The 22,257-nt window shown below is 54.1% G+C and carries 21 protein-coding genes and 1 pseudogene; 14 read left to right on the top strand and 8 right to left on the bottom strand.

The genetic code is table 11. The features are described from left to right. Positions 1–77 precede the first annotated feature (77 nt). Together pyrC and G462_RS0109075 are read right to left on the bottom strand one after the other, a co-directional pair. On the bottom strand, positions 78–1,112 hold the full coding sequence (gene pyrC / locus G462_RS0109080) for a dihydroorotase (protein WP_026958721.1): 1,035 nt from the start codon (positions 1,110–1,112) through the stop codon (positions 78–80). A 123-nt stretch (positions 1,113–1,235) separates the two neighbouring features. Continuing rightward, on the bottom strand, positions 1,236–2,273 hold the full coding sequence (locus tag G462_RS0109075; RefSeq protein WP_026958720.1) for an HD domain-containing phosphohydrolase: 1,038 nt from the start codon (positions 2,271–2,273) through the stop codon (positions 1,236–1,238). A 160-nt stretch (positions 2,274–2,433) separates the two neighbouring features. Between G462_RS0109075 and sbcB the strand changes: the two genes are divergently transcribed. Both sbcB and G462_RS0109065 read left to right on the top strand, forming a co-directional pair. Beyond that, positions 2,434–3,846, top strand: coding sequence for an exodeoxyribonuclease I (gene sbcB / locus G462_RS0109070; protein ID WP_035477355.1), 1,413 nt, complete (start codon positions 2,434–2,436; stop codon positions 3,844–3,846). 297 nt (positions 3,847–4,143) lie between these two features. Continuing rightward, complete coding sequence (locus G462_RS0109065; RefSeq protein WP_026958718.1) at positions 4,144–4,695, top strand: hypothetical protein; 552 nt, start codon at positions 4,144–4,146, stop codon at positions 4,693–4,695. A 51-nt stretch (positions 4,696–4,746) separates the two neighbouring features. On the opposite strand, the gene G462_RS22270 is transcribed toward G462_RS0109065, so the two are convergent. After that, positions 4,747–6,492, bottom strand: coding sequence for a glycoside hydrolase family 36 protein (locus G462_RS22270; protein ID WP_051326637.1), 1,746 nt, complete (start codon positions 6,490–6,492; stop codon positions 4,747–4,749). Positions 6,493–6,704: 212 nt separating this feature from the next. Here G462_RS22270 and cdd point away from each other — a divergent pair, with 212 nt between their 5' ends. Genes cdd through G462_RS0109045 form a run of 3 tightly spaced genes read left to right on the top strand, consistent with a single transcriptional unit; the run spans position 6,705 to position 10,086 of the window. After that, positions 6,705–7,556 carry a cytidine deaminase gene (gene cdd / locus G462_RS22265; protein WP_051326636.1) on the top strand — a complete coding sequence of 284 codons (852 nt, stop codon included), beginning with the start codon at positions 6,705–6,707 and terminating at the stop codon, positions 7,554–7,556. 17 nt (positions 7,557–7,573) lie between these two features. Further along, positions 7,574–8,752, top strand: coding sequence for a formate-dependent phosphoribosylglycinamide formyltransferase (gene purT, locus G462_RS0109050; protein WP_026958717.1), 1,179 nt, complete (start codon positions 7,574–7,576; stop codon positions 8,750–8,752). Beyond that, positions 8,749–10,086, top strand: a complete 1,338-nt coding sequence (locus G462_RS0109045; RefSeq protein WP_026958716.1) for a hypothetical protein — start codon at positions 8,749–8,751, stop codon at positions 10,084–10,086. The genes purT and G462_RS0109045 overlap by 4 nt, the downstream gene beginning before the upstream one ends. 33 nt (positions 10,087–10,119) lie before the next feature. On the opposite strand, the gene G462_RS0109040 is transcribed toward G462_RS0109045, so the two are convergent. From G462_RS0109040 to G462_RS24205, 3 genes are all read right to left on the bottom strand, one after another. Next, a complete protein-coding gene (locus G462_RS0109040; protein WP_026958715.1) occupies positions 10,120–10,311 on the bottom strand; it encodes a bacterioferritin-associated ferredoxin in 192 nt (63 codons plus the stop codon). Positions 10,312–10,436: 125 nt separating this feature from the next. Further along, positions 10,437–11,192: a Nif3-like dinuclear metal center hexameric protein gene (locus tag G462_RS0109035; RefSeq protein WP_026958714.1), complete on the bottom strand. Its 756-nt coding sequence runs from the start codon at positions 11,190–11,192 to the stop codon at positions 10,437–10,439. A 115-nt stretch (positions 11,193–11,307) separates the two neighbouring features. Then, positions 11,308–11,511, bottom strand: coding sequence for a DUF2517 family protein (locus tag G462_RS24205; protein ID WP_035477353.1), 204 nt, complete (start codon positions 11,509–11,511; stop codon positions 11,308–11,310). A 133-nt stretch (positions 11,512–11,644) separates the two neighbouring features. Between G462_RS24205 and G462_RS23895 the strand changes: the two genes are divergently transcribed. Continuing rightward, positions 11,645–12,430 (top strand): DUF1853 family protein, encoded by a 786-nt coding sequence (locus G462_RS23895; RefSeq protein WP_026958713.1) that lies wholly within the window; start codon positions 11,645–11,647, stop codon positions 12,428–12,430. Position 12,431: 1 nt separating this feature from the next. Here the strand turns inward: G462_RS23895 and fbp are convergent, their stop codons facing one another. Further along, positions 12,432–13,451, bottom strand: a complete 1,020-nt coding sequence (fbp, locus tag G462_RS0109020) for a class 1 fructose-bisphosphatase (protein WP_026958712.1) — start codon at positions 13,449–13,451, stop codon at positions 12,432–12,434. 372 nt (positions 13,452–13,823) lie between these two features. Between fbp and G462_RS0109015 the strand changes: the two genes are divergently transcribed. Together G462_RS0109015 and G462_RS0109010 are read left to right on the top strand one after the other, a co-directional pair. After that, on the top strand, positions 13,824–14,282 hold the full coding sequence (locus G462_RS0109015; protein ID WP_026958711.1) for a SulA-like leucine-rich domain-containing protein: 459 nt from the start codon (positions 13,824–13,826) through the stop codon (positions 14,280–14,282). 251 nt (positions 14,283–14,533) lie between these two features. Continuing rightward, entirely contained in the window at positions 14,534–15,856 is a 1,323-nt protein-coding gene (locus G462_RS0109010) for a sodium/glutamate symporter (protein WP_026958710.1), read from the top strand. A gap of 21 nt (positions 15,857–15,877) precedes the next feature. Here G462_RS0109010 and G462_RS0109005 read toward each other — a convergent pair whose 3' ends face one another. Further along, entirely contained in the window at positions 15,878–16,321 is a 444-nt protein-coding gene (locus tag G462_RS0109005; protein WP_051326635.1) for a DUF5329 family protein, read from the bottom strand. Between the two features lie 134 nt (positions 16,322–16,455). On the opposite strand from G462_RS0109005, the gene G462_RS0109000 reads away from it, so the two are divergent. From G462_RS0109000 to G462_RS0108975, 6 genes and pseudogenes are all read left to right on the top strand, one after another. Next, complete coding sequence (locus G462_RS0109000; RefSeq protein ID WP_026958708.1) at positions 16,456–19,251, top strand: monovalent cation/H+ antiporter subunit A; 2,796 nt, start codon at positions 16,456–16,458, stop codon at positions 19,249–19,251. Next, positions 19,251–19,598, top strand: a complete 348-nt coding sequence (locus G462_RS0108995; RefSeq protein WP_026958707.1) for a Na+/H+ antiporter subunit C — start codon at positions 19,251–19,253, stop codon at positions 19,596–19,598. The genes G462_RS0109000 and G462_RS0108995 overlap by 1 nt, the downstream gene beginning before the upstream one ends. After that, positions 19,595–21,101, top strand: a pseudogene (locus tag G462_RS22250) (monovalent cation/H+ antiporter subunit D). The gene G462_RS0108995 and the pseudogene G462_RS22250 overlap by 4 nt, the downstream one beginning before the upstream one ends. Then, entirely contained in the window at positions 21,095–21,595 is a 501-nt protein-coding gene (locus G462_RS0108985; protein WP_026958706.1) for a Na+/H+ antiporter subunit E, read from the top strand. Before G462_RS22250 ends, G462_RS0108985 begins: the two are co-directional and overlap by 7 nt. Next, positions 21,589–21,858: a K+/H+ antiporter subunit F gene (locus G462_RS0108980; protein WP_026958705.1), complete on the top strand. Its 270-nt coding sequence runs from the start codon at positions 21,589–21,591 to the stop codon at positions 21,856–21,858. The genes G462_RS0108985 and G462_RS0108980 overlap by 7 nt, the downstream gene beginning before the upstream one ends. A 2-nt stretch (positions 21,859–21,860) precedes the next feature. Then, the gene (locus tag G462_RS0108975) at positions 21,861–22,244 is read left to right on the top strand and encodes a Na+/H+ antiporter subunit G (RefSeq protein WP_245579544.1); all 384 of its coding nucleotides are present in this window, start codon (positions 21,861–21,863) and stop codon (positions 22,242–22,244) included. Positions 22,245–22,257 lie beyond the last annotated feature (13 nt).

The raw sequence follows: 22,257 nt of genomic DNA, 5'->3' as shown, positions 1-22,257 counted from the left end.
AAGTTAGCCACGCCTTAGCGACCAACTTGGGTAGTTCGATGTACCGCTAGCCTTGGCTAACGAAACATACAGTGACCTTAGGCAACCTGCCAGGTCAGTGGCTCACCGGCCATAAACGGTACCAGTGGCTCGTCGCCTACCATCACCTGCTCTGGCATGTTCCAGGCTTTGCGCACCAAGGTAATGGTGTCGGTGTTACGTGGCAGGCCGTAAAAATCTGGGCCATTGAAGCTGGCGAAGGCTTCCAGTTTATCCAAAATACCCAGCTCATCAAAAATCTGTGCGTACAGCTCAATCGCCGCTGGCGCGCTGTAACAACCGGCGCAGCCGCATGAACTCTCTTTAGCGCCTTTTAGGTGAGGCGCCGAGTCGGTGCCCAGGAAGATCTTGTTGGTACCGGTGGCAACCGCCGCTTGCAACGCCTCTTGGTGGGTGGCGCGCTTAAGTACTGGCAGGCAGTAGTTATGTGGGCGCAGGCCGCCAGCCAACAGGTGGTTACGGTTGTACATCAGGTGCTGCGGGGTGATGGTGGCAGCAACGTTGTCGCCAGATGCCATCACAAATTCAGCCGCTTCTTTGGTGGTAATGTGCTCACAGACAATCTTCAGCTGTGGCATATCAGCCACCAGCTTGGCCATCTTACTTTCGATAAACTGCGCTTCGCGGTCGAAGATATCGACATGGTTGTGGGTCACTTCACCGTGTACCAACAGCAACAAGCCGTGCTCGGCCATCGCTTCAAAGGTTGGATATAGCGCTTCAACATCGGTCACGCCGTGAGCCGAGTTGGTGGTCGCGTTGGCCGGATAAAGCTTACAGGCCTTCACCAAGCCGCTGGCTGCTGCGCGGGCAATCAGCTCTGGGGTGGTGTTATCGGTCAGATACAGGGTCATCAGCGGCTCGAAGTTACGCCCTGCAGGTACGGCTGCATTGATGCGTTCGGCGTAAGCCTGAGCGTGCTCTAACTCAGTCACCGGGGGAACCAGATTCGGCATCACAATGGCTCGGGCAAAGTGCCGCGAGGTCGCTTCAGCTGCTACTTCGAGCATCGCTCCATCACGTAGATGTAAATGCCAATCGTCAGGACGAGTAATGGTAAGAGTGTCGGTCACCGCGCTTCCCCTAGGTAATGTGTTTTACAGGCAGGCGGATTCTAGCGGATTCAGGGCGTTATACCAAATGAAACGCGGTGATAACTGTGCTATCGCGCCAACAGAATGTCAGCGCTACATTGATTAATCGTGCTTAGCCTCATCGGCAAAGCGCTCTTTAACTTCTAGCACCTCAGGCAAGCACTCCAAGAACAGCTTAATCAGCTCTGGGTCGAAGTGCCCGCCCGCTTCCTCTTTGAACATATCAATGGCACGCTCCACCGTCCAAGCTTGCTTGTAGGGGCGCGGTGAGGTCAGTGCGTCGAACACGTCGGCGATGGCGACAATCCGGCCGACCAGCGGGATATCTTCGCCTGCTAAGCCTTTGGGGTAACCTTTACCATTCCATTTTTCATGGTGGGTAAGCGCAACGACGCGCGCCATCTGCAGCAAGTCTGATGGGTCATCACCGAGGATTTCGCCACCGATCTCCACGTGCAACTGCATAGTGCCCCATTCGTCGCTATCGAGCTTGCCGGGCTTTTGTAAGATGGCGTCGGGGATACCAATCTTGCCGATATCGTGCATTGGGGCAGCGTCGCGCAGGGTGCGCGCCTGATCTTCCGGCATGCCGGCCGCTTTGGCCAGAATGTAGGAGTAGTGAGCCATGCGAACAACGTGCATACCGGTATCATCGTCTTTGTACTCGGCGGCGCGGCCCAGTCGTTGGATGATCTTCATCCGGGTTTCTTCAATGGTTTGGGTTTGCTCGTCCACCAAGCGCGATAGCTCGCGCTTTTGGTCGAACAGCGCCACATGGGTTTTCACCCGCGCTTTGACTAACGGCGGGCTAACCGGCTTAGCAATGTAGTCCACCGCCCCTAGCTCAAAGCCGCGGATTTCGTCTTCGGGGGAGATCTTTGCGGTGACAAAAATCACTGGGATATGCTTGGTCATGGGGTCGCTTTTTAGCCGTTCACACACCTGATAACCGTCGAGCCCCGGCATCATAATATCGAGCAGGATCAAGTCGAGGCTGTTGACCTTGGCGCAGATCTTTAATGCCATCTCGCCGTCGCGAGCGACCCTACAGTTGTAGTCTTGCTTTAGAATGCCGAGCATGACGTCGATGTTCTCGGGGGTGTCGTCAACAATCAGAATGTTGGCCTTGCTGGTGTCCATGCGTTGTTTTATCCCTTACTCAATAACAGCTTACGATTTAAACCATTGTTAGTATGGGTCACACTCACGATTTTCGCCGAAATGTTAAAGCCTGCCAGCGCAGCGAAAATCCATGTTTTATGATAGGGTTGCAGCAATTAATTCTGGCTAGCCAATAACAATGACACTACAGAGCTTCCTGTTTCACGACTACGAAACCTTTGGAACCCATCCGGGCCTGGATCGCCCCTGCCAATTTGCCGCTATTCGCACCGATGCCGATCTCAACCCCATCGGCAAGCCGATGGAGTGGTTCTGCCAGCCACCGAACGACTACATGCCCCACCCCGGCGCCTGTCTGGTGACCGGGATCAGCCCGCAAATCGCCATGAGCAAGGGCTTGGTGGAAGCCGAGTTTATCAACAAGGTGAACCAAGCCTTTTCCGAACCGGGCACCTGTGGTGTTGGCTACAACAGTATTCGCTTCGATGACGAGGTGACCCGCTACACCTTGTACCGCAACTTCTTCGATCCCTATGCCCGCGAATGGCAACAAGGCAACTCACGCTGGGACCTGATTGATTTGGTGCGTGCCTGTTACGCCCTGCGCCCCGAGGGCATTGAGTGGCCAGAGAATGAAGATGGTCTGCCGAGCTTTCGCTTAGAGCTGCTTACCGCAGCTAACGAACTTGGCCATGCCAACGCCCACGATGCCTTGTCTGATGTGCAGGCAACCATCGATTTGGCCAAGCTGCTGAAGAAAGCCCAGCCGCGCCTGTTCGACTTTTACTTAGAGCTGCGCAACAAGCGCAAGGTGGCCGAGCAGTTTGACCTGATTAACCTCAAGCCGATTGTGCATGTATCGGGCATGTTTGGCGCAGCCCAGGGCTGTGTGAGCTGGATGCTGCCGCTGGCCTGGCATCCGCAAAATAGCAACGCGATGATGGCAGTCGACCTCAACCAAGATGCCCAAGTGCTGCTAGATCTCAGCCCCGAGCAGTTGCATGAACGGCTCTACACCCCGCGCGCCGAGCTGGAAGAAGGCCAAAGTCGGGTGCCGGTTAAGCTCATTCACAGTAACAAAAGCCCATTTGTCGCCCCGGCCAAGAGCCTGACACCAGAGCGCGCCGAAGCGCTCGGTGTATCAGCGCAGCAGTGTCGCCAAAGCTTGAACCTGCTAACGCCCCATGCAGCCGAAGTACGCGAGAAGCTGATCGCCATGTATGCGATTGAGCGCGAGTTTAACGATGATGACAATCCGGATACCGCCCTCTACCGCGGCTTTGTGGGTAATGCTGATAAAAAACTGATGGAGTTGGTGCGCAGCAGCGATCCGCAGTTGATCACCCGCAAGCAGTTCCAGTTTGACGATGCCCGACTTAACCGGTTATTGCTGCGCTACAAGGGGCGCAACTACCCCGAGCTGTTGAACGAAAGCGAGCTGCGTGAATGGCAAAGCCACCGCGAACACAGCCTGCAGCAACAGGCGAGCAAGGTGTTGCCTGAGCTGGAGCAACTCAGCCTTGAGCACGCCAACGACCAAAAGAAGATGACCATCCTCAAGCAGGTCTACCAGTACATTCAGCAGTTATAAATCACATTTTCGCAGTCCCGCAATTGGCGCTACTCAGCCAATTGTTGGGGCGAGCAGCTAGCCTTGATCACCCGTTCACTTCGCTAACTGACTCATTCTAAAGCCTCCTTCCCCGCTCGTTGATCCACCGCAAATAAGTGATTAGAAAGCTCAGTAGTACCTGAAGATCGTGAGCAAGCACAAAATTCCTACAGTAAATGACGTAATTTAACAAAAATTCCTCGTTAACCGGCTCTGTAGTCCATACACTGGTTGATGAGTCCATGGAAGGGACAGCAAGGAACAACGGTTAACACAATGAACAGCAAACTCTGGCTTAGCCTACTGGTATTAATCACCAGCCCGCTGAGTCTCTCACTAAGCGCCGCTGAAGCAACAGACGTTGACCAACAAGAGGTCGACAAGCCCTACTTCCATATCTGGCAATCTACATTCCTGCGCATGGGCGACAAATCCTTCCGAACCTTTTACGAAGCCTTCCAAAAAGCCTACGAAAAAACCGATTTCACTCCCACCCTAACCAACAGCTTTTTCGATGACACCGAGCTCTACGATGTGGTGGGGATCCCGGTTGCTCAAACTCCGCTGGAAGGTTACCAGCTGGAGCTGTTCGCCCAGCTTCATGACCCGCGCTATAGCGCCTATCGCGCCATGGGACGCGATTCGGTTTACTACGACATCGCCGAGCGCCAATTGGCCTATAAGATGGACAAAACCGATATCGGTGTCGGGCTAGGCTTTATGACACCGCTTAGCCCCAGCGTTAATCTGCGCTCGATGATCTCCAGCCACGATATTCCCGGTTACGGCGACAGCCGTTTCGTACTAGGCTTGGATATGAAGTTTTAGGCTAGCTGCGCCAACGCTCAACGCTAACCCACTCTCTACAACTCGTTTGCATTAACTCTTTCTTTGTATAAGCAACGCACTGTGCCCGGCAAGCGTAGCCCGAACCTCACCATTTCCTTGCGTGAATAGCGCATCATCATCGCCCCACAACACCTGCCATTGCCCATCTAAACGCTGGCTAAGCTCTTGGGTATCGCCGTGCCAGTTAAAGAAATAGGCGTACTCTGGTTGGCTATGCGAATGTTGGGGCACTCCCTGCGCTTCACCAAGCTGATACTGCACCGCGGTGGTCAAACTTAAGTCGTGGAACTGGGCTGGAGCGAGCTGCGCCTTTATCAGTGTATTCAAGGTATCCCACTGCGCGGGCTGCAGGTTGGCTAAGCGATCGCCGGAGAACATCAGGCCGCTACTGGCCATCAGGCTGACGCGGTGCCAGTTGTAGGCACGACTGTCGGAGCTTTGACCGGGAATATCGCTCAAGGTGATGCAATCAGGATCGTTCTGCCACAGCTGTTGATGCTGCCAGTTACGCAGGAAACACTCCTTGGCGATCTGAGCAAAGCGACCGGGATTGCGCTCCACGTCATCACCAATGCGCATGCCGTGCACCAGACCTAGGCTTGGCCAAAATGCGGCGTTACAACCAAGGATAAAGCTGTCTTCACCCGCGCCTTCCAAGATGGCTTGCATGCCCAGTCGAAAGGCTTCGATACGGCTTTTGCTTGCATCGGCACGATATCCACCCGGCAGTACGCCCCAGTAGAGCGCATCGAGCTTAAAGTAGCGCACGCCCCACTGCTCGCGCATCTCGCGAAACACCGAGCGCAGATAGTCGCGGGGCCCGGCTTGGGTGGTATCCAACACATACCACGGCGTACAGCGCCAACCACCGTAGGTCACCTGCTCGGCTGCCAATGGCTGAGCGTCATCGCCTTTAACAAACCAATCGGGGTGGTCGCGGAATAACTTCGATTCTGGCTGGGCAATAAACGGCGCTAGCCAAATAGCAGGCTGCTTACCTTGTAAGGCGATCTGCTGACAGAGGGCTTTGCCGCCCGCCGCAAACTTATCGGACGGGCTCAACCAATCACCCATAAAGGCTTGGTAGCCGTCGTCGATAAGTAGATAGTCCATATCGCTCTGTTGCATCTGCTGCAGGTTCTCGCGCACATCTAGCTCACTCACATCGGCATAGTAGTGATACCACGAGCACCAGCCTGTAGGCGACTTGGCGACTGGCAGTTGCGGGTGATGCAGCTGGATTTGCTGGGCAAACTCGCTAAGTAAGGCTTCGCGCTCAGGGCCGGCCAGCACCACTATAACCTCGCTCAGCCAGTGGCTGCGTGGGGCAAGCGCCAATTGCTCCGCGTCCATACCGATAGCAACTGTTCCATCCGGGTAGACATCGAAGAATCCGGCAAAGCGCTGGCAGGAGGCAAAACCAATCAGGCAGTAGCCCTCATCACCCTCAAGCAGCAGCAGGTTATAGCCACGTTTGGCACCAGCGCCGCTAGCCAAGCGATAGCTTTGGTGATCGGGGCAGCGGCCGACATCCTCTAAAGTCGCCGAGTTGCCCAAGGTCTGCGCGAGCATCTGCCAGCCTTCCATATACAGATTGCGGTGCTCGGGCAGAAGGCCTTTGAACAAAATCAGCTCACCGGGGTGGCGAGCAGTATCAGCAAGATTGTCGATCCGAACCTGGCAGCTGTTATCAACCCATTGATGTGTAAGCAAATAGTCAGGATGATGCTGGCGCCAGCTACGCACTTCGGCCAAGGCCTTGGGTTGGGTGTACATATACAGGTAGAAACTCAGGATATTTGGATAGCGCTAGCATCGTATGTAAGCGTGCAAATTCCAAGTAAAAACTGGTGCGAAAATAGGTATACTTCCCGCCAAGATGCCATCATCAAGCAGTTAATCTTGCCGGTTACCGTGGGCTGTAGCCGCTGCGACCAATCAAATATACCAAGGCATCGTTGAGTGAAGTCACATCAAGGAACCACGCTATGTCAAATACGCTTCCAGAAAAAAGTGCCATGGAAGGTGCATTACGCCAGATCCTGAACTGCGAAGCTTCGCAGGTTAAGTTGCCGGCCTTCCTCAGCAAACAACAAGGTGAGCAGCTCTGCCAACAGTTAAGCTATACCCTCGAACAGTTAGCGGAAGCCATGCTTCCGCTGGTTGCCCAGTTCTCGGTTGCTCCCCGTTCGAATTTTCATGTTGGCGCGATCGCCGTCACTGAAGGCGATGAACTTTACTTTGGCGCCAACTATGAGCTGGATTACGGCTCGCTAAATGGTTCGCTGCATGCCGAGCAGTCGGCGATTTTCAATGCCTACAGCCACCAAGATAAGCCACTGCGCTGCTTGGTGATCAATGCCGCCCCCTGCGGGCTGTGTCGTCAGTTCATCCAAGAGCTAGGCTGCGCGCCAGATCTAACCCTGATTTTTTCCCAGCAGCAGTTCCCGTTTGGCGAGGTACTACCGCAAGCTTTCGGCCCGCGCGATCTGGGTATCGAAGATGGATTATGCCCGGCCAGCCCAACCCCAATTAGCGGAGAGCAAGCGGCAAAAGCCAGCTACTCGCCTTACACCGGGGTAAAAAGTGCACTTACCGCTCGAATCGGCGACAAACAGCTAGCCTTGAGCTATTACATGGAGAATGCGGCCTATAACCCCTCATTGTCTCCGCTACTGAGCCTGCTCTCTCAGCTGCGCCTTCAGGACTACGATTTGTCTGAAGTTGATACCATTGAGTTGTGGGAGCCGGCCGAGCAAATGTTTTCTTATCAGGCAGAGTTAGAGCAATTCTGCCAACACCAACAAGGCATTAGCCTTGAGATCCACCACTACGACTAAACTTTGGAGTTCCACCTATGCTAGGTACCGCGCTTTGCGCTTCAGCTACTAAAGTCATGCTTCTCGGCTCTGGTGAGCTGGGCAAGGAAGTTGCTATCGAACTACAGCGCTACGGCGTTGAAGTGATTGCCGTTGACCGCTACCCCAACGCACCGGCGATGCATGTCGCCCATCGTAGCTATGTTATCGATATGCTCGATGGCGATGCCCTGACCGCGCTGGTTGAAAAAGAGCGCCCTCAGCACATCGTGCCTGAGATTGAAGCCATTGCTACCAGTGCCTTGCTAGAGCTTGAAGCCAAAGGCTACGGCGTGACCCCTACTGCGCGTGCCACCCACCTGACCATGGACCGCGAAGGCATTCGCCGCCTGGCCGCCGAAGAACTGGAGGTGCCCACCTCTAACTATCGCTTTGCCGATACTAAAGAAGAGTTCCTCGCCGCAATCGATGCAGTAGGTATGCCGTGTGTGGTGAAGCCAGTAATGAGCTCATCGGGCAAAGGCCAGAGCGTGATTAAGCAGGCCGAACAAGCCGATGCTGCTTGGGAATACTCACAAGAAGGCGGGCGCACTGGTGCTGGCCGCGTGATCGTTGAAGGCTTTGTCGACTTCGATTATGAGATAACCCTGCTGACAGTAAGCGCGGTTGATGGTATCCACTTCTGCGCGCCTATCGGTCATCGTCAGGAAGATGGCGACTACCGCGAATCTTGGCAGCCTCAAGCAATGTCTGACGCAGCGCTAGCCGCCTCACAACAAGTGGCAGAGAAAGTAGTTAATGCGCTGGGCGGTTATGGCCTGTTCGGCGTTGAACTGTTTATCAAAGGTGATTCGGTCTACTTCAGTGAAGTATCGCCGCGCCCACATGATACCGGCATGGTCACCCTGATTTCTCAGGACTTGTCTGAGTTTGCCCTGCACGCCAAAGCGGTACTGGGTTTGCCGATTCGCCAAATCCGCCAGTTTGGCCCTGCTGCATCAGCGGTAATCTTGGGTAACGGCAGCAGTCAAGATATTGGCTTTGCTAACTTGGAACAGGCTTTGCAGATCGATGATAGCCAACTGCGTTTGTTCAGCAAGCCCGAGATCGACGGCCAACGCCGTCTGGGTGTAGCATTAAGCTTGGGTGAGAGCATCGAGCAAGCGGTTGAGAAGGCGAAAACCGTTGCCAGTAAGGTGGACATTACATATCGATGAATGATTATGCCAATTTGCTAAGTAGTGAAGAGCTGGCGTTGCTGACAGCAACGCCGGACAGCTCACTACGGCAAGTTGAGCGTACTCAACTTATCTGGCTGGGGCTCGCGCCTCAGCCTCTTAATCGTCAGGTAATCGAACACCAATTTGATGACTGGCCCAGCCTAGACCGTCAGTCTGACCTGCTGGCCAGTGTCGATGGGATTATTATCAACCCCGACGCCGTTAGTGCTACCGAGCAAACCCAGCTCGCCCGGCGTCTTAACGAGCACAGCCAAGTCTCTATCTTCTTAACGGCGATGCCTGCCATGCGTTTTGCCGTATCCGATTTTATATACTGCCCCAAGCCCGACAAGCTGATAGAAGAGCTTCACAACTGGCTGCAGCGCCTCGAGCTACAGTTTCAGAGCTGGGCTAACAGCAAGTCCATCTGCTACTACCAGCCAAGGCAAAGCCAACCCGATCTCGCACAAACCCTGCGCGGCCGTAGCAATGTTAAAGCCTTTCCTTGGCAGGCGCCTTCGCCACAGTTCAACACCATGTTGGCGCAATCTCAGCTGATGGTGTTACTGGCCGAAGATGACGATAGCTATTTGGTGGATTGGTTTGAGGCCTTCGCCCAGATCCACCCGCGCCCTCCGCTACTTATCTATCATGGCTACCAATCACCGCTGCTTACCAGCTATCTGACCTTATGCCGCCAGCTAGGGATCTTGGTCTATGACCATCTGCCCAAGCAGCAGATTGGCACCCACCTTAACCACGTAGCGGTCTCAGCGTTTCGACTCTATCGATATCGTTTGCGCCACCAAGCCAAGCCGAAAGGCTACCTGCGCTACTTCGCCTACGGCCCTCCAGCCAAAGGACTACAACTGTATTGGGATTGGCCACTGGAAGAGTTGCGGCCGGAGATGACGGCGGCCTGCTCGTGGCAGCATGTGCGCCGGGCATTTCGCGACAACGCCCACCCAGAGCAAGCCTTGGCAGCGCATAATGCTAACCTGTTGCTGATCATCCAAGGGGAAAACGACCTGAAGCGCATCGGCGAGCTGATCCGCCTTAAGCAGTTTGGTTTTCGATTGGTGTGGGAGCCACAGGGCTTTAAACAGCTGGAACGAAGCTTTGAGAACAGCGAACTGTTCGATATGGTGGCCTTGCCCTTCGATGTATGGCTGCAAATCCAGCAGATCCCAGAGTTCAATAGCCATTGGCAACAGTGGGTGGAGAAAGCCGCTGGCTTATCGCAGCAGTTGGCCCTAGTGGGCGTGCAAAGTTTGAATCAGGAGTGGTTCGATAAGGGATTTGATTGGCTGATCGCCGAGAAGCACAGCTAAACGGCCGAGCGACCGTTTCATCTTGAGAAAAACTTAAGCAACTTCGTAGTAACTTGGCTGATTCTGCAGCTCTTGGTTAATCACTTGCTGAGCAGTACGCGCACATTTGCCACACCCGGATGCCACGCCCAACTTCTCGCGTACCTTCGTTAGGGTATCGTGCCCTTCCATCACCGCTTCGCGGATCTGTTTGTCGGTGATTGCCTTACAAAGACAAACGTACATGCTCAACCTCGCATTAAACTTTTTGTTACCAAAAACCGTGTCACTAAATGATGTGACTCAGCGCTTTTACTCAAAGCAGGAATAAGTTTAATGCGACCCATTCTCATTTTCAATGCTTAAGATCATTAAACGGGGTTATCGATATCCACATAGGTCACTTGCAGCTTGTGCTCGCTCGCCAACCACTCGCCCAGTGCCTGCACGCCATAACGTTCGGTAGCATGGTGACCTGCAGCAAAATAGTCGATACCCATCTCACGCGCGGTGTGTACCGTGTTCTCGGAAATCTCGCCGCTGATAAAGGCATCAAGCCCCTGCTCTGCGGCCAGGCCAAGATAACTTTGACCGCCGCCGGTGCAGATCCCCACCTTTTTAAGCTCGCCACTGTGCCCGGCGATATGCAGCGGTTGGCGACCCAGTACCTTCTCAATGCGCGCAGCAAACTCACTGCCTGACACAGGCTCATCTAACTTACCCACCATCGCCACAGAGCGCGGATCCCACGCTTCCAAGCCACGGGTTAGGCTAAGGCCTAATCGCTTAGCTAGCTGGGCATTGTTACCGAGCTCTGGGTGCACATCCAAAGGCAGATGATAGGCATAGAGGTTGATATCGTGCTTAAGCAGGGCCTGGATCCGGCGACGCTTCATGCCAGTAATCACCTCGGCCTCGTTCTTCCAGAAAAAGCCGTGATGCACCAAAATGCCATCGGCATCGAGTTCGATCGCCTTATCAATCAAGGCCTGACAGGCAGTCACACCAGTGACGATATGTTGTAGCTTGTCGCGTCCTTCAACTTGCAAGCCGTTGGGGCAATAGTCTTTGAACTTGAAGCTTTCAAGATGCTGATTGAGAATGTTTTCTAGGCGGGTGTTCTTCATACGGCAAACTCACTGTAAATTTTGCCGTATTGTAACCCTTAGGGGTCGAATAGCTAGTATGACGGGCTAAGATCAAAGGTGGCCGTTGGATAACGGCCACTGTGCCGCAAAGGGCTTAGAATAGGATGTGTTCTACCGATTTTTCAGCTTGCTGCAGCCAGCTTGGCTTGTCGTTACGCTTAATCCATTGACGGTGGATAAAGCTGTAAAACGGCTTGCGCAGACCTGCCATTGCAACGAATGGAAACGAGACAATCCCTAGTGATACCAGTCCAACGCGGCGTGACACGATCGAAAGAGCAGAAAATGATTTAGTCATTAGGGTAACTCCTACTGGTTTGACCAGAAGATATTACCCCAAGGTACGTAACTTAACTACAAAATTAGCGAAATAATCACCAAGACCGCTTGTTAAGTTTGTGTTTTTGTAAATTTATTAACATTAGAGAAACATGGTTGATTGCTTCACCCGGGATTTGAGTTGGTGTCTTGAGCCACCTCGACTACTGCCCCATCCAGCCCCCTACTTGGCCGACAGCGCGTTTTATCAGCGCTGGCGTGAAGAGCTGGATATATCCACTTTGCACAATACGTCGCGCCCGCAGATCAAGCGCTTGGGCCTCTACTTTGAGGCGTGTTGGCGACAGCTGATTGCCCTGCACCCTGAGTGGGAACTGCTTATCGATAATCGGGCCATCGTTGAGGGTGGCCGTACGATTGGCGCCATCGATTTTGTGGTGATTAATCATCAGCAGCAATGCCTTGAGCATTGGGAGCTGGCGGTGAAGTTCTACTTGGCAACCTGCCCGAATGCTCGTATCGATGACTACCTGGGCCCCAACCAACAAGACAGGCTGAGCAACAAGCTCAGCAAGTTACTCGTCAAGCAACTGCCGCTGATCCGACACCCGCAGCTGCAAGCTGAGATTGCCCCCTATCGGCACTACCAGTTCAAGCAAAGAATGCTGCTATGCGGCTACCTGTTCTCGCCATGGCAAGCGCAATCAAGCAAGCACCAATGGTGTGAATACGCCGATTGGCAAGCGCGATTTGACACCACCCAGTGGCAGGCGATAAGCAAGCAAGATTGGTTATCAGCTAAGGGGCGTGTTGAGAAAAATACTGAAGAGCTGGTAGGTGACGCACTAAGCCGGCCAATACAGTTAGTGCATAAGCAAACCCAAGCGCGCCTGTTTGTCTGCCCCGACGGCTGGCTAGCAGCCGCCAAGGGCCATTAAGCTAGCTAAAGTCACGATGATCGGCAGAGTACTGCTCCATCAGGCTTTCAACCTTATCCACCATCGAAGTACTACCGCAGAAGAACGGCACCCGTTGATGCAGCTCGCTAGGCTGAATTTCCAAGATTCGACGGAAGCCATCACTCGCCTTACCGCCCGCTTGCTCAATCAAGAATGCCATGGGGTTGCACTCATAGAGTAAACGCAGCTTACCTTTGGGGGCCGAAGCGGTAGAGGGGTAGATGTAGATGCCACCTTTAATCAGGTTGCGGTGAAAATCCGATACCAGCGAGCCGATATAGCGCGAGGTATAAGGGCGGGACGTATCCGGGTCAATCTCCTGGCAGAACTTCAGATACTTTTTTACACCATCGGGGAATTTAAGATAGTTGCCTTCGTTAATCGACAAGATGTTGCCTTCTTGGGGGATCTTCATCTTCTCGTGGGAAAGGTAGAACACACCCAGTGAAGGGTCACAGGTAAACCCATGCACGCCATGTCCGGTGGTATAAACCAACATGGTGGAGGAGCCATACACCACGTAACCGGCAGCAACCTGCTTCACGCCGGGCTGAAGAAAGTCCTCTGCAATGGCTGGCGTTCCCGGCGGGCTAAGACGGCGATAGATGGAGAAAATCGTTCCCACTGACACATTCACGTCGATGTTGGATGAGCCATCAAGCGGGTCCATCAGCACCACATATTTACTGTTGATCGCGCGCTGGCTGTCGAAGCTAACAAAACAGTCTTCTTCTTCGGAGGCCACACCGCATACTTCACCGCGTGCTTCCAAGGCCTGTTTAAATACTTCATTTGCGTATAAGTCGAGTTTTTGCTGGGTCTCTCCCTGTACGTTTTCCACCCCAGTGGTACCGATAATATCGACTAAACCGGCCTTGTTGATCTCCCTGTTGACGACTTTTGACGCTAAGCGGATCGCCCCCAGTAGCTGAGTGAGCTCGCCGGTGGCATTTGGATATTGGTGTTGTTTTTCGATGATGTATTCGCCGAGTGTAATCATACCCCTTCCCTAGTACTGATGATTTTGTTTTATGAAAACCTTTTCAGGCTTTACGACATTGTGCACTGCCTTATTGGTTAATGCTAGAACGGAAATTGTTCAAAAAAAATCCTATTTTAGTCTTGACCTGTATAAACACACAGTATACTGTTTACCCATACAGTGTTTATGTATACAGGTACTGTACAGGTTCAGAAATCAGCCAATCTCAACGTCGGCAGATTCAGCAACCAAACCGTACCGCGGCGAACAACCAGCAACGCGTCGCATACAGCACTGGCAACTAGCAAGAACTTAACCGAGTAACACTTAATCGAGTAACAACTGGTAGGCACCGTTTCATTCGCCAACGATTGGCAAGGAGATAGAACCATGGCTGCAACTGCATATAGCTTGAACACCGTAAAACTGAACCCTTACTGGTCTGAATTCAAGATTGCTACTCCAGCATCTCATAGCGGGCAACTCTCCCGCAGCCAGGTCCAGTTCTTACCCTACTCACCTGACGACAAACAAAAGAAACTGTTGCTTTGCCGCTTAGCCGTATTAAGCCGTCAGCATCGTTGGATCACCCTGATTGCGCCGCACTTTGTGCCAAGCAAACAAAGCTTAGAGCGCTGGGGCATCGACCCAAACAAGGTACTGGTTGTAGATGCGGTGAACACCGCCAATGTTGAGAAAGTGTTTGTAAGCGCCTGCCAAAGCGGTAATAACTCAGCGGTACTCGCGTGGCTAGATAAACGCTCCAGCTACGACGCAGAAGAGCTAGAGCAAGCCGCCTCTGACGGCGACTGTCGCGGCTTTGTATTTGCGGCTCCTAGCTTCCAGTAGCGTACGTATTCACTCGCTTCGCGAGCATACAACGAGTTCAAACGATAAAAGCGCCTAAGTGGCGCTTTTGTTTTATGCTGTTGAGCATTTAGATACTCGACGTGATGCTATTTTGATTCCTAATCCTTTGTGCTAGTATCGCCGCCTTTTTGCGCCAGAGCAGCGCTCCGACTATCGGTATTTGTATCGGTAATTTCTGCCTAACTCTGCTGCTAACTCCTCGCGCACCAATACAAACAAGAGTAACTATCATGACCAATTGGCTAATGTTAAATGACTTTGCCATTGCGGGATGCTTGTTGTTACTAGGGAAAGTTATACGAGTTCATAGCCGCTTACTGCAGCGCTTCTATCTGCCTTCTGCCGTGATTGCCGGGATCATCGGCCTGGCTTTAGGGCCTTCCAGTCTGGACATCCTGCCCTGGAGTGGCAGCTTTGGCAGCAACGCGGGCCTGCTAACCACGGTACTGTTCTGCTCATTGGGTCTGGCGACTGATATCCCCTCTCCCAGCCAAGTTGCAAACCGTGCTGGCAGTTTGTGGGCCTTCAATCAGATTGCCACCGTTTCCCAATGGATGTTTGCCGCGCTGTTCGGTTTGTTCTTGGCAACCTTTATCTGGCCTGAGCTGAATTCGGGCTTTGGCCTGGTCATGTCGTCCGGCTTTATGGGTGGACACGGCACCTCGGTGGTAGTTGGTGAGATCTTTGGCGATCTGGGCTGGGAAGATGCTCTGACTCTATGCCTGAGCTTTGCCACCGCCGGCATCTTTATCGCGATTATTCTGGGCATGTTGCTACTGCAATTAGCGTTAAAGCTGGGGCTTATCGACAACTTCGCCAGCTTCGAGCAGATGGACCGCTACCAGCGCCGCGGCCTGATTGAGCCTGAAAAACAACAGGCAGTGATGACCGAAACCATGTCATCATTGTCGGTTGACAGCTTTGCAGTGCACCTCGCAATGGTGGCGGCGGTGACTGGGTTTGCCTATCTCTCTGGCGAGTACTTATCATCGTTTCATCCAAAGGTGCAGATCCCCACCTTCGTGACCGGCTTTATCGGAGGGATGTTAGTTCGCCGCGTTGCTCAGCTCACCGGCAGTGCTAACTACCTGTGCGACAAGGTGTTTAATCACGCCAGTGGCTGCAGCACCGACTACCTGATCGTATTTGGTATCTCCTCGATTCAGGTGATGGTACTGGCAAACTACCTGCTGCCGATGGTGGTGCTGATGCTTGGTGGTATCAGCTTTACCCTGTTCCTGATCCTGTGGGTTGCCCCGAAGATCTTGGGCAAAGGTTGGTTCGAGAAAGGCATCTTTAGCTGGGGCTGGCTCACTGGTACGGTCGCGATGGGGATTGCATTACTGCGTATCGTCGACCCGAAAATGCGCAGCAAGGTGCTGGATGACTACGCCATTGCCTACGTACCCGGCTCAATCACCGATATCTTCGTGATCTCGCTGATGCCACTGGCAATGGTGTCGGGCTATCACTGGCTGGCCTTTGCGGTCGCTGCAAGCTATATCACCGCCGTGCTGGGCATCTGGCGTTTTGTCCTGCCCAAACAGGGCTAATCTCTCACCTCTTTTCCGCCATCACTCACGAGCAAGGCTGTCAGCGCATTGCTCGTACTCGGCTAAGCGCTGTCTTAGCCACTCGTTCGAAGGATGGACCTGGCCTTGGGCGTTTTTCACTAAATAAGGCTTGCCGCTGATGCTGGAGCCGCTAGCCACTTTGTCGATGAACAGCTCTACGCTCCATTGCTCTTTGGGCGGCGCAAACCACCAGTTTTGCGCGCGCTTAAGTTTCATACGCAAATGGGCCGCAGCCTCTGCTCCGTCATATTGCGTGCCGTTGCGAATAAAGCCATGGGGATTTTGCTCCACCGCCGCAAGTAAAAACTCTATCTTGCTCAGCTCTTGCTGCCAGCGGTAAGCAGCCTCGTCGACCGAGGATTCAGCGCGAACAAGGACTGATACGCATATCAGGCAAAAACTGCAAAAAACAACAAAAACGTCTGCGAATTGTCGTCGTTCCATAAATCTTCCGAAAGTAATGCTCAAACTGGTATCGTTTACAAGACGTTAACGTAACGTGTCGCTTGTGTGGAGCATACGTTATTAGCTATGATTTTCCTTAATTGACAGTATATTAGCTAATGGAGCTGGCCACGATGTACTACTTTTGGGTACCTTTTCTGGTGCTCGCAGGAATCTTTGTCCCCCTATTGACCCGATCCTTGAGTCGCAGCCATAGTGCCATGGCCACCGCCGTTCTTCCGGCGTTGGCATTAATCCTGGTGGTGCTGGACCTGCCGTTGGTGTTAGAGGGCAACAGCTTTAGCCAAAGCTATGATTGGATCCCTGCTCTGCAGCTATCGCTCTCCTTCCGCCTCGATGGCTTATCGTCGCTGTTCGCCATGCTGATCTTGGGTATCGGATTGCTGGTGATTTTGTATGCCCGCTATTACCTCTCAGCCAACGACAGCTTTAGCCGCTTCTATTGTTTCCTGATGATGTTTATGAGCGCCATGCTCGGCATCGTGATGTCTAACAATCTGTTACAGCTATGGTTTTTCTGGGAGCTAACCAGTATCAGCTCATTCTTGCTGATCGCCTTCTGGACCCACCGCAGCGATGCCCGACGCGGTGCTCGGATGGCGCTTACCGTCACCGGCGCAGGCGGCTTGGCGCTATTGGCCGGGATCGTGCTGCTGGGCCAAATTGGCGGCAGCTATCAGTTCGATGAGCTGCTCGCTCAAGCCGATGTGATTAAGCAGCACCAGATGTACCCGTGGATACTCGGTCTGTTCCTGCTTGGCGCATTTACCAAGTCGGCCCAGTTTCCTTTCCATTTCTGGCTGCCCCATGCCATGGCGGCACCTACCCCGGTTAGTGCCTATCTGCACTCCGCCACCATGGTTAAAGCAGGCATCTTCTTGCTGGCACGCTTTTATCCGCTGTTTGCGGGCACCGAGCTGTGGTTTATCACCGTATCACTTACTGGCCTGTTCACTCTGCTGCTGGGCGCCTATATGGCGCTGTTCAAGCACGACCTAAAGGGCTTGTTGGCCTACTCGACCATCTCCCACTTAGGCCTGATTACCTTGCTGCTCGGGCTCAACACTCGATTGGCGGCGATTGCGGCGGTGTTCCACATCATGAACCACGCCATCTTTAAGGCCTCGTTGTTTATGGCCGCCGGGATTATCGACCACGAGTCGGGCTCGCGGGATATGCGTAAGCTCAACGGCCTCTATCGCTACATGCCGATCACTGCCACCTTGGCGATTGTGGCAGCCCTGTCGATGGCGGGCGTGCCGCTACTGAATGGCTTCTTATCCAAGGAGATGTTCTTTGCCGAAACCCTCGAGCAGAGCATCCTCGGTTCGCTGTCGTGGTTGATTCCGGTACTGGCGACCATTGCCGGCGCGCTATCGGTGGCCTACTCGGCGCGCTTTATTCACGATGTGTTCTTTAACGGCGAGCCCAAAGGGCTGAGTCGCACACCGCACGAGCCGCCGCGTTATATGCGTGTGCCAGTGGAAGTACTGGTGGCGCTGTGTCTGCTGGTGGGTATCGTTCCCGGCTACACCGTCGGTCCCATCCTTGATGCCGCATCATTAGCGGTGCTGGCGCAGCCACTGCCTTACTTTAGCTTGGCCATCTGGCATGGCTTTAACGTGCCACTATTAATGAGTGCGGTAGCGATTGCCGGCGGCTTGGTGGTGTACGCCAACCGCGCTTTGCTGTTCCGCTTCCAAAGCCAGTTCGAAGAAGTGGATGCCAAAGAGTACTTCGAAACCACCATTTTGAGCTTAACCGAGAAGGCACGTGCGCTTAACCAACGCTTGGAGAACGGCTCCTTCCAGCGCTATGCCTTCTTGTTGGTCATCTTCGCCCTGGTGCTGTTTGGTGCGCCCTTGTTGAAGCTGGCCGATGCCACTGGCAGCCAAGGCGTACGTGAGCTCAATGGCGCGGTCATTGTCGGTGCCGTGCTGATGCTGGCAGGTTCGCTGGCCACGGTGATCTGGAGCCACTATCGTCTGATCGCCCTGCTGATGCTCTCCTTGGTGGGCTTGGTGGTCTCGATTAGCTTTGCCTACTTCTCTGCACCGGATCTGGCGCTTACCCAGCTCTCGGTGGAGATTGTGACGGTGATACTGCTGCTGTTGGCGCTGTACTTCCTGCCGCAGGAAACGCCCGCCACCCGCACCCGGCCGATTATCTTTGTGCGCGATTTTGGCATCGCCTCGCTACTTGGCTGTGTGATTGGCGGCATCTGCTATGCGCTGATTACTCGCCCCACCGATAGCATCTCCCACTTCTTTATCGAGAATGCCAAGAGCGGCGGCGGTGGTACCAACGTGGTGAACGTGATTCTGGTGGACTTCCGCGGCTTCGATACCTTAGGGGAGATCACCGTATTGGGGATTGCCGCGCTGGGTATCTTCAAGCTGATTGCCGGTATGCGCCTGTCGGCGCGCAACCGCGATGGCGCAGGCCGCCTCTGGGCCAAGGAGCGCTATCCGATGCTGCTGGCGGTGGTATCACAGAGCCTGTTGCCGCTGTCGCTGCTGATTTCGGCCTATATCTTTATCCGTGGTCACAACCTACCCGGCGGCGGCTTTATCGCCGGCCTGGTTACCTCGATTGCGCTGATTCTGCAGTATCTGGCCAATGGCGTGGAATGGATGGGGCAACGCCTCAAGCTGACCTACCTGTATCTAGTCGCCTCGGGTTTAGCAATTGCGCTGCTCACCGGCTTGGGCAGCTGGCTGTTTGATCGGCCGTTTCTCACGTCGTGGTTTGATTACTTCTACTGGCCGTGGGTGGGCAAGTTTGAGCTGGCCAGTGCCATCGCCTTTGACCTTGGGGTTTACCTCACCGTAATCGGTGCCACCCTGCTTATTTTGGCGAATCTCGGCAAGCTCACCACCGCCGAACGCCTTACCGATGGAGACCAATAATGGAAGCTGTATTCGCCGCCTGCGTCGGTTTTATGAGTGCCTGTGGCATCTTTTTGATGCTGCGCGGCCACACCTTTACTCTGGTGATCGGACTCACCCTACTCTCCTATGCGGTAAACCTGTTCTTATTTGCCAGTGGCGGCCTGAAGATTGGCGCGCCCGATGTGCTTGGCGCGAGCAACGACTACGCCGATCCACTGCCCCAAGCGCTGGTGCTAACCGCCATCGTTATCGGCTTTGCCATGACCGCCTTTGCGGTAATTCTGGCGATGCGTGGGCGCTCTGATTCGGGCAACGACCACGTCGATGGCAAAGAACCTAACTTGGAGTGGAAGGAACCACGATGATCAAGCATTTAATCACCCTTCCGATCCTGCTACCGATGCTGACCGGGCTGTTGCTGCTATTGCCGCAGCTACGCCACAACGTGCGCTATCAGCGCGTTACCGCCAACCTCGGTAACCTGGCAAGCTTAATAGCCTGCGTATATCTGCTGATTGCGGTGCAAGACGGCATCATCGCCTACCGCACTGGGCGACTGGAAAGCCCCCTTCGGCATCGTGCTGTACGGCGATGGCTTGTCAGCGCTATTGGTATGCCTAAGCTGCCTGCTGGGCTTTTGTGTCCACCTTTACGCCTGCGCCGGCGACGACCAACGCGGGCCGTTCTTCCACCCGCTGTTTATGTTTCAGATCATGGGGATCAACGGTGCCTTTCTGACCGGCGATATCTTCAACCTGTTCGTGTTCTTCGAGATCCTGCTGATTGCCTCCTACTCCTTAATGGTTCACGGCGGCGGCAAGGCGAAGATCCAGGCCAACGTCCACTATGTGTTCCTGAATCTGATTGGCTCGGCGCTGTTCCTGTTCGCCTTGGGCACCTTGTATGGCGCGACTGGCACACTCAACATGGCCGATATGGCCCAGCGGGTAGCCTTGCTCGATGCTGAACAGCAGCTTATCGCGAAAGCAGGTGCGCTGCTGCTGTTAGCGGTGTTCGGCCTGAAAGCCGCGATGGTGCCGGTGCACTTCTGGCTGCCGAAGACCTACGCCAGTGCCACCGCCCCCGTTGCGGCCCTGTTTGCGATTATGACCAAGGTGGGCTTGTACAGTATCTGGCGAGTGCATGGCGCAATCTTCGGTGACTACGCTGGCGAGCTGGCCAACGTAGCCCAGCCGTGGCTATGGCCGATAGGTCTCGCCACCATTGCGTTGGGCGTGATTGCCGCCTTGGCCAGCCAAAGCCTACGTACGCTAATCAGTAACCTGGTCATCGTCTCTGTGGGCACCTTGCTGATCACCATCTACGTTCATCAGCTCGATGCCACTCGCGCCGGCGTCTACTACCTGATCCACAGCACCCTAAGCTGCGCAGCGATGTTCTTGCTGGCAGGGGTGTTTGTCTCGCTGCGCGGCAAAGCAGAAGACCGCTTGGTGAGCGCTAAACCGATGCCTCGCGCTGGACTACTCGGCAGTTTGTTTGCGCTACTGGCGATTGCCTTGATTGGCATGCCGCCACTGTCGGGCTTTGTGGGCAAGGCGCTAATCTTACAATCCATTCAACAGCCCGAGCTGCAGCTGTGGGCGTGGTCGGCCATCCTCATTGGTGGTTTGGCGGCATTGATTGGCCTGTCGCGCGCCGGCACCACGCTGTTTTGGAACACCAGTGGAGATCATCCAGAAGCGAGCACCATCCACCCACTGCAAATCACTGCCATCTTACTGCTGGTGATAAGCCTGCCCCTGATGGTGGTATTCGGCGGCGTGCTTACCGAACTTAGCGACACAGCCGCTCAGCACCTACATCGCGCGCTAGAAGTAGAGACCCTGTTGGAGGCCAGCCAATGGTAAAGACCCTTAAATCGAAACTGCTGCCAACGCCCTACCACAGCCTGCTGCTCTGGACGGTGTGGCAAGTGCTACATGGCTTTACCCCCGGCCATATTCTGCTGGGCACGGTGTTGGCTATCGCCATCCCGATCATTGTGGCGCCGCTAAGGGTTCAGCAGGTTTACGCCAAAAAGCCTTTGCTGGCATTGCGCTACCTGCTGGTACTGCTTGGCGACATCGTGGTGTCGAACATCGATGTGGCCAAGCGGGTGCTGCAAAGCAACCGCAAGCTGCGCCCGGCCTTTATCGCGTTTCCGGTGGAGCTGGAGCCGCCGCTACCACTGACCATTTTGACCAGCTCAATCTCCCTGACCCCGGGTACAGTGAGTGTGGAGCTGTCTAAAGACCGTAAATGGCTGTACATACATGTGCTGCATCTGGACGATGAGCAAGAGATGATCGCCCATATCAAGCAGCGCTATGAGCGCCCACTTCGCGAGGTATTCCAATGTTAGAGTTCGCAATCCTGATTGCCTGTGGGCTGATCTGCATCGGCCTGGCGCTGAATGCCTGGCGCTTAATCATCGGCCCCACCACGCCGGACCGGATCATCGCCGTAGACACCATGTACATCAACAGCATCGGCCTGATTATTCTGCTGGGGCTTTATCACCACTCTACTCTCTATTTCGAAGGCGCGTTACTGATTGCCCTGCTGAGTTTTGTCAGCACCGCAGCGTTTTGTAAGTACCTACTTCGTGGGGATATTATCGAGTAATTATGATGGGACCTATTACCGAATTTATTGTGAGTGCCGTGCTGATAATCGGCGCAGGCTTTATGTTAATTGGCTCGATTGGCCTGGCAAAGCTGCCGGACTTCTTCACCCGCCTACATGCGCCTACTAAGGCATCGACCTTGGGCGTGGGCTGTATTCTGGTCGCATCGATCATCTACTTTAGCGTGCAAAAAGGTGAGTTAAGCCTGATTGAGATGTTGATTACCCTGTTCTTGCTAATCACCGCCCCCATCTCGGCCCATATGCTGGCCAAGGCGGGCTTACACTATAAAGCCAAACTAGCTGAGCACACCCAAAACCCACAGCTTACAGAGCGCGCCTACCAGCACCAAGGGCCCGAGCAAGACTCAGACGAAAAGCAATAATCCACACCGCCTA

This window comes from Aliagarivorans taiwanensis DSM 22990 (assembly GCF_000429505.1).
GTDB classification, from domain to species: Bacteria; Pseudomonadota; Gammaproteobacteria; order Enterobacterales; family Celerinatantimonadaceae; genus Aliagarivorans; species Aliagarivorans taiwanensis.
This window is presented reverse-complemented; position numbering and strand designations above follow the sequence as displayed.

Coding starts and splice junctions, on each gene's coding strand:
- G462_RS0109075 (WP_026958720.1), bottom strand. CDS start 2,273: ATGGACACCAGCAAGGCCAACATTCTGATTGTTGACGACACCCCCGAG.
- sbcB (WP_035477355.1), top strand. CDS start 2,434: ATGACACTACAGAGCTTCCTGTTTCACGACTACGAAACCTTTGGAACC.
- G462_RS0109065 (WP_026958718.1), top strand. CDS start 4,144: ATGAACAGCAAACTCTGGCTTAGCCTACTGGTATTAATCACCAGCCCG.
- G462_RS22270 (WP_051326637.1), bottom strand. CDS start 6,492: ATGTACACCCAACCCAAGGCCTTGGCCGAAGTGCGTAGCTGGCGCCAG.
- cdd (WP_051326636.1), top strand. CDS start 6,705: ATGTCAAATACGCTTCCAGAAAAAAGTGCCATGGAAGGTGCATTACGC.
- purT (WP_026958717.1), top strand. CDS start 7,574: ATGCTAGGTACCGCGCTTTGCGCTTCAGCTACTAAAGTCATGCTTCTC.
- G462_RS0109045 (WP_026958716.1), top strand. CDS start 8,749: ATGAATGATTATGCCAATTTGCTAAGTAGTGAAGAGCTGGCGTTGCTG.
- G462_RS0109040 (WP_026958715.1), bottom strand. CDS start 10,311: ATGTACGTTTGTCTTTGTAAGGCAATCACCGACAAACAGATCCGCGAA.
- G462_RS0109035 (WP_026958714.1), bottom strand. CDS start 11,192: ATGAAGAACACCCGCCTAGAAAACATTCTCAATCAGCATCTTGAAAGC.
- G462_RS24205 (WP_035477353.1), bottom strand. CDS start 11,511: ATGACTAAATCATTTTCTGCTCTTTCGATCGTGTCACGCCGCGTTGGA.
- G462_RS23895 (WP_026958713.1), top strand. CDS start 11,645: ATGGTTGATTGCTTCACCCGGGATTTGAGTTGGTGTCTTGAGCCACCT.
- fbp (WP_026958712.1), bottom strand. CDS start 13,451: ATGATTACACTCGGCGAATACATCATCGAAAAACAACACCAATATCCA.
- G462_RS0109015 (WP_026958711.1), top strand. CDS start 13,824: ATGGCTGCAACTGCATATAGCTTGAACACCGTAAAACTGAACCCTTAC.
- G462_RS0109010 (WP_026958710.1), top strand. CDS start 14,534: ATGACCAATTGGCTAATGTTAAATGACTTTGCCATTGCGGGATGCTTG.
- G462_RS0109005 (WP_051326635.1), bottom strand. CDS start 16,321: ATGGAACGACGACAATTCGCAGACGTTTTTGTTGTTTTTTGCAGTTTT.
- G462_RS0109000 (WP_026958708.1), top strand. CDS start 16,456: ATGTACTACTTTTGGGTACCTTTTCTGGTGCTCGCAGGAATCTTTGTC.
- G462_RS0108995 (WP_026958707.1), top strand. CDS start 19,251: ATGGAAGCTGTATTCGCCGCCTGCGTCGGTTTTATGAGTGCCTGTGGC.
- G462_RS0108985 (WP_026958706.1), top strand. CDS start 21,095: ATGGTAAAGACCCTTAAATCGAAACTGCTGCCAACGCCCTACCACAGC.
- G462_RS0108980 (WP_026958705.1), top strand. CDS start 21,589: ATGTTAGAGTTCGCAATCCTGATTGCCTGTGGGCTGATCTGCATCGGC.
- G462_RS0108975 (WP_245579544.1), top strand. CDS start 21,861: ATGATGGGACCTATTACCGAATTTATTGTGAGTGCCGTGCTGATAATC.